Below are 12196 nucleotides of genomic sequence, written 5' to 3' on the forward strand. Positions count from 1 at the left end.
CATGCGCTGTGCCGGCTGCGGGTTCGAAAATCCCAGGGGAGCCAGGTTCTGCAATCAGTGCGGTGGCGCCCTGGCGCGTAGTTGCCCCAGCTGCGGCCATACACTGAGGCCGACGGCCAAGTTCTGCGATGAGTGCGGCGCAGGGCTGGCACAGACTGGCGCTGGCGCCGGTGTGGTCGCGTCCGCGAATAGCCTGGCGCCAATTCACTACACACCTCGGCATCTGGCCGAACGCATCCTGGCCGAGCAGGCGGCACAGCGCACGCGGGGCGGCAGCGGCGGTGAACGCAAGATCGTCACCGCGCTCTTCGCCGACATGGCCGGTTCCACCGGGCTGATCCAGAACCTCGATCCGGAACAGGTGCGAAACCTGATCGATCCGATACTGGCGCTGATGATGGAGGCGGTGCATCACTACGAGGGCTATGTCGCCAAATCCCTGGGCGATGGCATTCTGGCGCTGTTCGGCGCGCCCATCGCGCACGAGGATCACCCGCAGCGGGCCCTCTATGCCGCCTTGCGCATGCAGGAAGCGATGCACCGCTATGCCGACCGCGTGCGTCTGGAACAGGAGATACCGCTGCAGATCCGTGTCGGCATCCATACCGGGGAGGTAGTGGTGCGCTCGATACGCACCGATGATCTGCGTGCCGACTATGAGCCGGTGGGGCAATCCATTCACCTGGCTTCGCGCATGGAGGGGCTGGCGACACCGGGCTCCATTGTCGTCAGCGAAGCAACCCACCGCCTTGCCGAAGGCTATTTCGAGTTCAAGGCGCTGGGGGCTATCCCGGTCAAGGGTGTTGCCGAACCGCTCAATGTGTACGAAGTACTGGGCAGCGGCCCCCTGCGCACCCGGCTGCAGATCGCCGCCCGCCGCGGCCTGGCGCCTTTTGTCGGGCGCCAGCCGGAACTCGCGCAGCTCTGCGGGGCGCTGTCGCGAATTCAGGACTCCCGTGGCCAGGTGGTCGGGGTCGTGGGGGAACCGGGCGTGGGCAAATCACGCCTGTTCTACGAGTTCCGGCCCCGCGCGCAGCAGGACTGCCTGGTACTGGAAACCTTTTCGGTCTCCCACGGCAAGGCCTTTGCCTATCTGCCGCTGATCGAGCTGCTCAAGGCGTATCTGCAGATCGGCCCCCAGGATGACGAACGTCTTCGCCGCGAGAAAGTGACCGGCAAGGTGCTGACGCTGGATCGCCGGCTGGAAGACAGCCTGCCCTATCTGTTTTATTTGCTGGGCGTGGCCGAAGCCAGGGCTTCGCTGGCGCAGATGGATTCGCAGCTGCGGCGTCAGCGCACCTTCGAGGCGATCAGGCAGCTTTTGATGCGCGAGAGCCTGAACCAGCCACTGGTGGTTATCTTCGAGGACCTGCAATGGCTGGACAGCGAAACCGGCCTCTTTCTGGATCACCTGATCGACGGCATCGCCAGTACCCGGCTGCTGTTGCTGGTCAATTATCGCCCCGAGTACCAGCACGACTGGGGAGGTCGCAGCTATTACACCCAGTTGAGGCTGGATCCCCTGGGGCAGGCCGAAGCCGAAGAGCTGCTCTGCTCCCTGCTGGGCGATGACCCGACGCTGGCTGCCATCAAGCCGCTCATCATGGCGCAGACCGAAGGCAACCCGTTCTTCCTCGAAGAAGTGGTGCAGACCCTGGTCGAAGAGGGCGGGCTGCTCGGCGAACCCGGCTATTATCGCCTCGTACAGGCGCCTGAAGCCTTGCATATTCCAACCACGGTGCAGGGCGTGCTGAGTGCCCGTATCGACCGCCTGGCCGCGGATGAAAAAGAGCTGCTGCAGACGCTGGCGGTGATCGGCAAGGAATTCCCCTGGAGCCTGGTACTGCAGGTTGTGGACCGGCCCGAAAGCGAGCTGCGGCGGCTGTTGTCCCGTTTGCAGACCGGAGAGTTCCTCTACGAGCGGCCGGCTTTTCCGGAAGTGGAATACAGCTTCAAGCATGGCCTGACCCAGGAGGTGGCCTACAGCTCATTGCTGACAGAGCGGCGCAATATGCTGCACGAGCGCAGTGCGCAGGCGATTGAAGCGCTGTTCCAGGATCATATCGAAGACCATTGCAACGAACTGGCCCATCACTACAGCCACAGTGGCAACGTTCCGAAAGCGGTGGAGTACCTGCAGTGTGCCGGCGAACAGGCGCTGCACCGCTGCGCCAACAGCGAGGCGGTCGATCATCTGGGCGCGGCCCTGGAACTGATTGGGCGTCTGCCCGATACGCCTGAACGGCAACGTCAGGAGCTGGGGCTGCAGCTGGCGCTGGGCCCGGCCTGGATGGCGCTCAGGGGCTATGCCGCCTGCGAGGTCGAGTCCACCTACAGTCGGGCGCTGGTGCTGTCCCGACAATGCGGGGATGTGCCGGCGGGGTTCGTCGCACTGCTGGGGCTGGATGCGTACTATATCGTGCGCGGTGAGCTGCAACCGGGGCGGGAGATCGCCGAGCAGCTGCTCAGTCTGGCGACGCAGGCGCAGGATACGGACTTCCTGCTGGAAGCCCGTGGTGCCCTGGCCGCGGTGTTTTTCCAGCTGGGCGATCTGGTGCCAGCAGTGGACGAGCTGGAGCAGGGCCTGGCGATCTATGATCCGCAGCTGCATGGTGGCCATGCCTTTCTCTATGGTCTGGACCCGGGCGTGCTCTGTCTCACCTACCTGGCCCTCACGCTGACCCTGATGGGGGCATCGGTCGAAGCCCGGGCCAGGAACGATGAATCCCTCGCTCTGGCTCAGCAATTGTCCCATCCCAACAGCCTGGCGTTTGCGCTGCTGATGGCCGCTCAGTTCGAACAGCTGCAGCAGCAGGCGCCGATGGTTCGGGTACATGCCCAGGCCGCTGTCGAGCTGTCGACCGAACAGGGGTTCCAGTCCTGCCTGGCCAATGCCCGCATTCTGCGTGGCTGGGCGCTGGCGGCAGAGGGGGACTGCGACGAGGGGATCGGGCAGCTCCGCCAGGGGCTGGCGGCATACCGGGCGATGGGGGCGGAAATGTTCGTGACCCATTTCCTCGGGCTGCTGGCCGATGCCCTGGTCAGGGCTGGCAAACCCGGGGAGGCGATGCCGGTACTCGATGAAGCGCTGCAACTGGCGCAGCACACGCAGGAGGGCTTTTACGAGGCGGAACTCTACCGTCTCAGGGGCGACTGCCTGCTGGCTGTGCCGGCGGCGCCGGATGCCCGCGTGCCCGGAACGCCCGAAGACTGTTTTCTGAAAGCGATCGAGCTGGCACGCGGGCAGGGCGCACGGCTGCTGGAGTGGCGGGGAATGCTGTCCCTGGCCCAATTGCGGTTACAACAGACCCGGCCGGAGGAGGCGCGGGAGCTGCTGCAGGCCATCTGCAGCGCTGCGCCGCAAGACAGCGACACGGCCTTTGGCAGCACCGCCAGAGCCTTGCTGGCTCAACTGGACGGGGCGGGGTGAACCTTGTTATCGGTATGGACGCATGCGGGCAGCGTCGGTCGATATCGGTTACGGCACAGAGCGGACATTGATGACCTTAGAAATTGGTATACTGTCCCCGGAATTCCGATGCTTCACGCTACTCCCCGTTCTCCCAATAGCCGGGACGGCTGTAGTGTTCGTAGATATCCGATTCCTGCTTGCGATCCAGTTGCGCCGCTGAGTCGTAGGCAGGCGCGTCTTTCACCGCCTGCCGGGTGAGATTGACCGAGACCTTGGCGTCGGGCCAGCTCACGTCCTGGATCCATTGCGGCGCGATCAGCACTTGGTGACCGAACCACCAGTTGCTGGTGTCCACAATGAAGTATCGAATGGCCCAGGTCTCCTCGTCGACGAGCAGGCCCTGTACATGACCGATGTCACCATCGGTCGCCTGAATGTGATAGTCCGTCACCCCTTTACAACTGCGCAGGTGTAGATCGCCATCCTGGTGCCGCGCTGCGTCAGCTTCCTGCGTTTGGGCATCTACAGCATGCGGTGCCGGAGTATAGCTGGGGTAGTCTGGCATCATCATGCTTGGATACATTGCCCCGCCCCAGAGCCCGGCACCGCCCCAATAATACGGGTAGCCGTAATACCCGAGATACTGTATTTCGTGCTGTCGCGAGACCGGCTTCTCGGTGTCGATGCCGGGGCTGTTCTGCACCTGCTCTTTCGTGATCGAGACAGGCAGTATTTTCTCCGTCCAGTTCGGGTGGCCAATCGCGATAGGCGAAATCAACACCTTTCGACTCGAAAGCCAACTGCCGGTGTCAACTACGAGATAGCGAATAACCCACGCTTCGTCATCGAAATAGAAATCTTTCACGTGGCCAATGATGCCATCGGTCGCGCGGATGGCGTAGTCCTCCAGATCCTTCATGCTGCGCAACATATATTCTTCTCCTTTGCACATGTCGAACAACGAGCATTCGACGAATTGAAAAATAGAGCGTGATGAATTGCTGCAACGCCACGACTAACGGCGCAAACGTCTTGCGAGCACCGTAGACGATTGCCGCCAGCGATCCAGTACCAGGGCCATCATAGCCTCGGCAGCCAAGCTGCTCTGTACGTTGGCGTACAGACTGGAGCCTGGACGAGGAAGATCGTGCTAAAACAATGGAGAGCAACTGGAGGCCGAGATGAATTGGGGTCGTTTCGAAGGCAACTGGAAACAGGCGAGCGGGAAAGTGAAAGAGCAATTGGGTGATATGACCGGCCGGCTCAACACCAACAGTGCCAACAGCAGCAAGCCGCCCTCCCAGGATCCGAACCGACCTAAGAAGATCCGCAGCAAGGGCGAGCGCAAACCGGGCGGGCAGCCCGGGGAGGCGCTGCCGGTACTCGATGAAGCGCTGCAACTGGCGCAGCACACGCAGGAGGGCTTTTACGAGGCGGAACTCTACCGTCTCAGGGGCGACTGCCTGCTGGCCGTGCCGGCGGCGCCGGATGCCCGCGTGCCCGGAACGCCCGAAGACTGTTTTCTGAAAGCGATCGAGCTGGCACGCGGGCAGGGCGCACGGCTGCTACAGACCCGGCCGGCGTTGGCGCGGGAGCTGCTGAAGGCCATTTGCAGCGCAGCGCCGCAAGACGACGAAACGGCCTTTGGCAGCACCGCCAACGCCTTGCTGGCAAAATTGGACGGGGCGGGGTGAGCCTTGTTATCGGGGTTTGGGGTGGTGGGGGCGGAGTGGGTTGATATCGGTTCACGGCACAGAACGGACATTGATGACCTTAGAAATAGGTATACTGTCCCCGGAATTCCTATTTAATATTTCTTGTTATGCATGTTCAATTTCATTATCAAGTTCTTCTCCCGAGCACCCAAATGCTCAGCAGTAGAAGTGTACCGCCTAGCCACTGCAACGCACTTAGGTGTTGATCAAGTAGTAAAGCTGAAAGCACAACAGCGGTGAGTGGCTCAAGTAATGTGGCCACAGTAAGTGCAGTTGGTGTAAGTCGCGCTGCCCCCCAGTTGAATGCAAGTAGTGCAAGAGCTGCGGTTACTAAACCCAGATACAAAAACCAGGCTTGTGGTGGAACCTCGGTGGGCCATATGAATGGTCGATAAAGAGTGGCAAAACTCATTACAATAGCTGCAACCAGGGTCAAACACGCTGCGTAGGGCCCAGCTCCGAGAGCAATTGAAATACGCCCACTGATCATGGAGAAGCCAGCGTACAGAAGTGCTGAACCAATCGAGAACACAATGCCAAGCAGGATGCTGTGCGAATCAGTGCCTGCAGTCGTTGTGCTGTGCTGGGTGATGATTAAAACTGTACCTATGATTGCTCCCGATAGCACAAGAATTAGCTGCAGGTCCGCTATTTCCCGTCCGCGAGCTACCGAGATTATTGTAACGATAACAGGTGGCAGGCAGAGTGCAATTAGCGTTGGAATTGCCGGGCCCATTTGTTCAATTCCAAGAAACCAGAGCAATACATAGCCAGCCATAGCCGTACCAGCGATAAGTACAGTAAAAAGTAGCGGTCGCAGTCGACTCCAGATAATTCTGCGACCAAAGATTCCGATTAAAACAATAGCACCAATGAGAAAGCGCCAAAAAGAGACATTCTCAGGTGTGAAACCGTGTTGGGCAACAAGCACGTCGACAACGAGCGCACCAGTACCCCACAGAACTCCTGCTCCGCAGGCTGCTGTCAGAGCTAGCTTAGGCGAAGACGTGTGCGGCGGGAATTTGGGAGAGTTCATGGATTATTTTCAGTCATTGATTTTGTATAGCGGTAGTCTCCAGCGGCCCGCGCTTGCGGCGGTCCGCTGGAAGGCCTGGTTAGGGGATAAACCCAATAGCAGCACCCGAAAACGCCAAGGTCATTCCCGGAACTAACTGAATAGAGCGAGATAATTTAGATCTCACAGCCATTCTCCACCGTTGAGATCGTGCCTGCGCGTTTGCCTAAAAATCTGTGTAGTACCTGGCAGCCATCAATCCGTAATGACTTGATATTGGACCATTTTTTGCGCCCATGCCAGCACGAATTGACGCTGGTAGCGACAGCTCCGCTATGGGTCTAGGAGGAAATCAGACCCCCGAAAAACCAAAAAGGGCCGATGAGTTAACTCATCGGCCCTTTCATAGGGTTTGCAGCTTACCGAAGAATATCGTGCGCCCCGCCTCCGTCTATCCGAAACGCCCCTATTCGCCTTAAAACATCACATCTCAACCTTGCGCACCGGTGCATGGGGCCGCTGCTGGGTTTCCCAGCCTGGAACCAGGCCGACGTCGACGTCTGCGGGTGCCAGGGTCTGGCGGCCGCGCACCAGGTCCGAGGCGCGTTCGGCCAGCATGATGGTGGGGGCATTGAGGTTGCCGTTGGTTTCGGTGGGGAAGACCGAGGAGTCGATTACGCGCAGGCCGGCAAGACCATGGACGCGCAGCTGTGAATCCACCACCGCCAGCGGGTCTTCACCCATCTTGCAGGTGCCGCAGGGATGGTAGGTGCTCTCCAGGTTGTCCCGCACGAAGGCGTCGATTTCGTCATCGGTTTGCACATTGGAGCCGGGTGCGATTTCGCCGTCGTTGTAGGCGTCCATGGCCGGCTGGCCGATGATTTCCCGGGTCAGGCGCACGCATTTGCGAAAGCCTTCGCGGTCTTCTTCGCGTGCCAGGTAATTGAACTGAATCGCCGGATGCACTTCCGGATCCGGGGAAACGGCACGCACATGGCCGCGGCTTTTGGGCTTGTTGGGCCCGGTCAGTACCATGAAACCGTGGCCCTTGATGGGGGCATTGCCGTCATAGCGCATGGCAGCAGGCAGGAAGTGGAACTGGATGTCCGGCCATTTCAGGCCGGCTTCGGAGCGGATAAAGCCGCAGGATTCGAAATGGTTGGTAGCGCCCAGGCCATCCTTGCACAGCAGCCAGCGGGCACCGATCAGCGCCTTGCTCAGCAGGTCCATTTTGCTGTTCAGCGTGATCGGCTGTTTGCATTTGTACTGGATATAGATCTCGGCGTGGTCCTGCAGGTTTTCGCCCACACCCGGCAGGTCGTGCAGCACCTCTATGCCGGCCTCGCGTAACACTTCCTTGGGGCCTATGCCGGAGACTTGCAGCAGGTGGGGCGAGCCTATGGGGCCTGCCGACAGCAGCACTTCGCGGTTGCAGTAGACGCTATGGGTGCTGCCTGCGCGTGAGTATTCGACGCCGCTGGCGCGCTTGCCGTCCAGCAGGATACGTCGGGTCATGGCATGGGTGACCACGGTCAGGTTGGGCCTGTCCATGGCGGGGCGCAGGTAGGCATTGGCGGTCGACCAGCGCACGCCTTTCTTCACGGTCATGTGCATGGGCCCGAAGCCTTCCTGCATCTGGCCGTTGCAATCCTTGGTCTTGATATAACCGGCCTGCTCGCCGGCATCGACGAAAGCGCCATACAGCGGGTTGGCCATGTTGTTGCCGTTATTGGTGTGCAGGGGCCCGCTGTCACCGCGGTACTCGTCGCCGCCCTGTTGCTGCGTCTCGGCTTTCCTGAAGTAGGGCAGGCAATTCTGATAACCCCAGCCCTTGGCGCCGAGACTCTCCCATTCATCGAAATCACAGGCATGGCCGCGAATGTACACCAGGCCATTGATAGACGAGGAGCCGCCCAGCACCTTGCCCCGCGGGCAGTGCACGCGGCGGCCGTTCAGATGGGGCTCGGGCACGGTCTCGTAACGCCAGTTGTACTTCTTGGTGTTCATGGGCATCGAGAAGGCGGTCGGCATCTGGATAATGACACTTTTGTCACTGCCACCGGATTCCAGCAGCAGCACCGAGGTGGCGGGGTCTTCCGACATCCGGTTTGCCAGTACGCAACCGGCGGAACCGGCACCGATGATGATGTAGTCATACCGATCAGCCATGCTTGATACCTCTTTATTATGCTTATTGGATGCCTGGCGTCCTGCACTGGGTCTCTTCCCCTGAGCGATCGCAGCGGGTCCTGTGGACCCAGGCGCGCCGGCCTGTTGAGAGTTCCTATTCTTGATGAAGGGGTTTGATTGATAAATATCGTTGTATCAATTGAAAAATTTACAGCGGTAAATGTATTTCCACCCGTTGATAACTGCTTCGTCCTTGTCGCGTACTGAACGCTTTTTTCATATCTTTTTATCAATCCAAGTATTGATAGATCGATATTTTTAAATGTTATGAGCTTTCCGATACTGGTCAGCACAGGGTGAAGGCCCGGCCAATAACAAGCACAACGAACGAGGCGACGATGGACACTAGCGTAAAGGCGTATCTCGACAACTATCAGGTTTCCCAGGCAACGCGGGACTTTCTCGCCAAATCCCAGCGCATGTTTATCGGTGGCGACTGGGTGGCAGCCAGTGACGGCGCCGTCAGTGAGGTGATAGAGCCCTCCACCGGCGGGCTGCTGACACGGATACCGGAAGGCACCACTGCGGATCTGGACCGCGCTGTCGCCGCCGCCCGCCATCAGTTCGATGAGGGCGAGTGGAGCCGGCTGAAACCGCTGGAGCGCGAGCGGCTGCTGCACAAGCTGGCGGATCTGCTGGAAGCCAATGCCCAGGAGCTGGCCGAAATCGAGTCCATCGATATGGGCAAATCGGTGGCGCAGGCGCTGGAAGTGGATATTCAGGGCACCATCGATACCTTTCGCTACTTCGCCGGCTGGGCCTCGAAGATTTATGGTCGCAGCGTTGAGCCGGCGTCCCTGCCCGGCAGCTACGTGGCCTATACCCGCAAGGAGCCGGTGGGCGTGGTGGCCTCGATCATTCCGTGGAACTTTCCGCTGCAGACCATGGCCTGGAAACTCGGCGCGGCCCTGGCGGTCGGCTGCACGGTGGTGGTCAAGCCGGCGGAACTGACGTCGCTGAGCACACTGCGCTTTGCAGAGCTCGTGCAACAGGCCGGCATTCCGGACGGAGTGGTGAATATCGTCACCGGGCGCGGTTCGGTGGTGGGCGCGGCCATGTCCAGCCACCCGGGCATCGACAAGATTACCTTCACAGGCTCCACCCCCGTCGGGCGCACGGTCGGCCAGGCTGCGCTGCAGGATATGAAACGCATGACGCTGGAGCTGGGTGGCAAGTCGGCGGTGCTGGTGTTCGAGGATGCCGATATCGAAGCCACGGCGCAAGCGGTGGCCCAGGGCATCTTTTTCAACTCGGGCCAGGTGTGTGATGCCGGCTCCAGGCTCTATGTGCATGCGTCAATCTATGAACGCTTCCTTGAAGCCCTGACCGATTACGTCAGCGGCCTGAAGATCGCGCCCGGGCTGGACCCAGACTGCTTTATCAGCCCGCTGGTGTCTGCCAAGCAGCAGGATAGCGTGCTCAGCTATATCGAGGCCGGCAAACAGGAAGGTGCACGGCTGGTGTTCGGCGGCGAGGCTCATGGCGGGCCGGGTTACTTCGTGCCGCCGACCCTCTTTGCCGATTGTCGCAATGACATGAAGATCGTGACCGAGGAGATCTTCGGGCCTGTGCTGGTGAGTCAGTCCTTCAGCGATGAAAACGAAGTGGTGGCGCTGGCCAATGACTCCATCTACGGCCTGGCGGCGGCTATCTACTCCAATGATCTGAATCGTGTACACCGGCTGATACCGCAGCTCAAGGCGGGGTCTGTCTACGTCAACGGTCACAGCACCATAGACCCGGCCATGCCCTTTGGGGGCTACAAGCAGTCGGGCTTCGGTCGCGATCTGGGGCCTGAGCAGCTGGAAAGCCTGCTGGAAACCAAATCCGTGTGGATCACGCTGAGCTGAGGCATCGCGTCCAGCGAGTTTTCCGTTTGCCCCTTTGCCCGCTAATGCATGCTGAATTTTTTGGATAAATGACCAGGCTGGTTACAAAAGCCAGCCTTGATCGAGGAGAACAATAATGAGTGAAAATGCCTACGAAAAAGGTCGACTGAACCTGCCCTTTGTCGGTTTCTGTACCTTCGGCAAGAACCGCACCTGCGAGGACTGGGACAACATCAAGGCCGACGTGGCCTTTATGGGCGCGCCCTTTGACTGCGGTACCCAGTGGCGCTCCGGTGCGCGCATGGGACCGCGCTCCATCCGCGAGGCCTCGACGCTGTTTTCGTTCGGTCATGGTGGCGCCTATTCCTACGAAGACGACGTGATGTACCTGGAAGGCGTCGATATTGTTGATATCGGCGATGCCGACATGGTGCATACCAACACCGAGAAGAGCCACGCCAACATCGAATACGGCGTGCGCAAGATGCTCGATGCGGGTGTATTGCCGGTCGTGGTCGGCGGCGATCATTCGGTGAACGCGCCCTGTATCCGCGCCTTCGAGGGCCGCGGGCCCATGCATATCATCCAGATCGATGCGCACCTGGATTTCGTCGACGAGCGTCACGGCGTGCGTTTCGGCCACGGCAATCCTATTAGGCGCGCCTCGGAGCAGGACTTCGTCACCGGCATGACGCAGCTGGGCATCCGCAACGTGTCCTCGTCCAACCGGGCCGATCACAAGGCGGCGGAGGCGGTGGGGTCCACCATCCTGTCGGTGCGCGATGTGCGCCGCCTCGGCACCCAGGGGGTGCTGGATCTGATTCCCAAGGGGGTCAACTACTACATCACCATCGATATCGACGGTTTCGACCCGTCGATCGCGCCGGGCACGGGTACGCCGAGCCATGGTGGCTTCACCTATTACGAAGTGATGGAAATCCTGCAGGGCGTGGCCTTCAGCGGCGATGTGGTTGGCATTGATCTGTGCGAAGTGGCACCGGATTACGACCACAGCGGCTCGACCAGCATCCTGGCGGCCCAGGTGCTGATGAACCTGATCGGCTATGTCTTCCACGGCCGTGCATTGCGCAAATAGCGCATCTGGAGCCGTTATCCAAAGGTAAAAACGCGCAGGCCTCGGGCCTGCGCGTTTTTTGTCGTACGGGTTTTGTCGGATGGCTTTGCCGGGGCTTAGCTAGCGGCGGTTAAAGGCCAGAAACTCACGTTCCACGATGGACTCCAGCGCCTGACTGCGGGTGGTGTGCACCAGGTATACCAGGGTGTCGGCGCGGGTGGGTTCCAGGCGGTAGAATCCGCCCTGGGATGAAAGTTCAGGGCAGGCCCCCAGTACGCGGTAGCTGCCCATGGGAGTCAGCGCCAGGGTGCGATTGTTGCCATAGGCGAAGCCGATCAGCGGGTGCTGCGAAGTGTGGCCGATTTCTTTGGCTTCGCTGTCCCAGGTGTATTCGGTAACCCAGAATTCAATGCTGGGATTACAGATCACGGCATAGCTGGAATCAATTCCGCTCATGGATGGACTTACCTCAAATGTTCCGTTGTTTCAGCCCCGGCTCAGTCTGGTTGTTGATCCGCAGAAAAAGCGTCAGGCGCCAGCCTGGGCATGCAATTGCGAAAAGCATAACCCAGAATCGCGGCGGATGCGCACTGTGTCGTGTGTTCAGGCGGCTGGCCGATTGCGGGAAGGGGTGTCAGCGCCGATTGCGGCGCCGACGCAAGTGCCCCGGTGCGGGGCGCGCGGGCCAGGTGGCGGGCTAAACGGGGTTAACGGCAGAGGTCAGCAGGTTCAGGTCGCAGGCTCGCCTGCATCTGGGTAATGGCGGTCTGGGCCAGAGGGGTCAGTTTGCTGCCATCTTGTTGCAGGTAGGCGATGATTTGCTGCTTCATGCTGCGTGCCCAGAATTTCTTCAGGTGGGCCGCCACGCGTATCGCCGCTTCTTCCTGGGTGCCGTAGTGGCTGTTGTTGTCGGCGATCTGATTCGCCATGTGGATCAGGGTATCGAGCTGGTTCATGGGC

At 60.1% G+C, this 12196-nt stretch carries 9 protein-coding genes; 4 read left to right on the forward strand and 5 right to left on the reverse strand.

All coding sequences use genetic code 11. The annotated features are described in order from the left end of the window. Nucleotide 1 precedes the first annotated feature (1 nt). Nucleotides 2-3430: an adenylate/guanylate cyclase domain-containing protein gene (locus tag MRS74_RS08085; protein WP_254579770.1), complete on the forward strand. Its 3429-nt coding sequence runs from the start codon at nt 2-4 to the stop codon at nt 3428-3430. Nucleotides 3431-3548: 118 nt separating this feature from the next. On the opposite strand, the gene MRS74_RS08090 is transcribed toward MRS74_RS08085, so the two are convergent. Beyond that, nucleotides 3549-4343 carry a PRC-barrel domain-containing protein gene (locus tag MRS74_RS08090; RefSeq protein ID WP_254579771.1) on the reverse strand — a complete coding sequence of 265 codons (795 nt, stop codon included), beginning with the start codon at nt 4341-4343 and terminating at the stop codon, nt 3549-3551. A 250-nt stretch (nt 4344-4593) separates the two neighbouring features. Here MRS74_RS08090 and MRS74_RS24330 point away from each other — a divergent pair, with 250 nt between their 5' ends. After that, complete coding sequence (locus MRS74_RS24330) at nt 4594-5106, forward strand: DUF6444 domain-containing protein (protein ID WP_438362322.1); 513 nt, start codon at nt 4594-4596, stop codon at nt 5104-5106. Nucleotides 5107-5254: 148 nt separating this feature from the next. Here the strand turns inward: MRS74_RS24330 and MRS74_RS08100 are convergent, their stop codons facing one another. Continuing rightward, nucleotides 5255-6163 carry a DMT family transporter gene (locus MRS74_RS08100; RefSeq protein WP_254579772.1) on the reverse strand — a complete coding sequence of 303 codons (909 nt, stop codon included), beginning with the start codon at nt 6161-6163 and terminating at the stop codon, nt 5255-5257. Between the two features lie 462 nt (nt 6164-6625). Next, nucleotides 6626-8311: a choline dehydrogenase gene (gene betA, locus MRS74_RS08105; RefSeq protein WP_254579773.1), complete on the reverse strand. Its 1686-nt coding sequence runs from the start codon at nt 8309-8311 to the stop codon at nt 6626-6628. A 359-nt stretch (nt 8312-8670) separates the two neighbouring features. Between betA and MRS74_RS08110 the strand changes: the two genes are divergently transcribed. Together MRS74_RS08110 and MRS74_RS08115 are read left to right on the forward strand one after the other, a co-directional pair. Continuing rightward, nucleotides 8671-10182, forward strand: a complete 1512-nt coding sequence (locus tag MRS74_RS08110; protein WP_254579774.1) for an aldehyde dehydrogenase family protein — start codon at nt 8671-8673, stop codon at nt 10180-10182. Nucleotides 10183-10297: 115 nt separating this feature from the next. Then, nucleotides 10298-11257, forward strand: coding sequence for an agmatinase (locus MRS74_RS08115; protein ID WP_254579775.1), 960 nt, complete (start codon nt 10298-10300; stop codon nt 11255-11257). A gap of 99 nt (nt 11258-11356) precedes the next feature. Here the strand turns inward: MRS74_RS08115 and MRS74_RS08120 are convergent, their stop codons facing one another. Continuing rightward, complete coding sequence (locus MRS74_RS08120; protein WP_254579776.1) at nt 11357-11692, reverse strand: hypothetical protein; 336 nt, start codon at nt 11690-11692, stop codon at nt 11357-11359. A 251-nt stretch (nt 11693-11943) separates the two neighbouring features. After that, nucleotides 11944-12192 (reverse strand): formate dehydrogenase subunit delta, encoded by a 249-nt coding sequence (locus MRS74_RS08125; protein ID WP_254579777.1) that lies wholly within the window; start codon nt 12190-12192, stop codon nt 11944-11946. Nucleotides 12193-12196 lie beyond the last annotated feature (4 nt).

This window comes from Marinobacterium sedimentorum (assembly GCF_024267675.1).
Taxonomy (GTDB): Bacteria; Pseudomonadota; Gammaproteobacteria; order Pseudomonadales; family Balneatricaceae; genus Marinobacterium_A; species Marinobacterium_A sedimentorum.

What these genes read in the sequence shown, in the direction of transcription:
- MRS74_RS08085 (WP_254579770.1), top strand. Translation starts at nt 2, where the DNA reads ATGCGCTGTGCCGGCTGCGGGTTCGAAAATCCCAGGGGAGCCAGGTTC.
- MRS74_RS08090 (WP_254579771.1), bottom strand. Translation starts at nt 4,343, where the DNA reads ATGTTGCGCAGCATGAAGGATCTGGAGGACTACGCCATCCGCGCGACC.
- MRS74_RS24330 (WP_438362322.1), top strand. Translation starts at nt 4,594, where the DNA reads ATGAATTGGGGTCGTTTCGAAGGCAACTGGAAACAGGCGAGCGGGAAA.
- MRS74_RS08100 (WP_254579772.1), bottom strand. Translation starts at nt 6,163, where the DNA reads ATGAACTCTCCCAAATTCCCGCCGCACACGTCTTCGCCTAAGCTAGCT.
- betA (WP_254579773.1), bottom strand. Translation starts at nt 8,311, where the DNA reads ATGGCTGATCGGTATGACTACATCATCATCGGTGCCGGTTCCGCCGGT.
- MRS74_RS08110 (WP_254579774.1), top strand. Translation starts at nt 8,671, where the DNA reads ATGGACACTAGCGTAAAGGCGTATCTCGACAACTATCAGGTTTCCCAG.
- MRS74_RS08115 (WP_254579775.1), top strand. Translation starts at nt 10,298, where the DNA reads ATGAGTGAAAATGCCTACGAAAAAGGTCGACTGAACCTGCCCTTTGTC.
- MRS74_RS08120 (WP_254579776.1), bottom strand. Translation starts at nt 11,692, where the DNA reads ATGAGCGGAATTGATTCCAGCTATGCCGTGATCTGTAATCCCAGCATT.
- MRS74_RS08125 (WP_254579777.1), bottom strand. Translation starts at nt 12,192, where the DNA reads ATGAACCAGCTCGATACCCTGATCCACATGGCGAATCAGATCGCCGAC.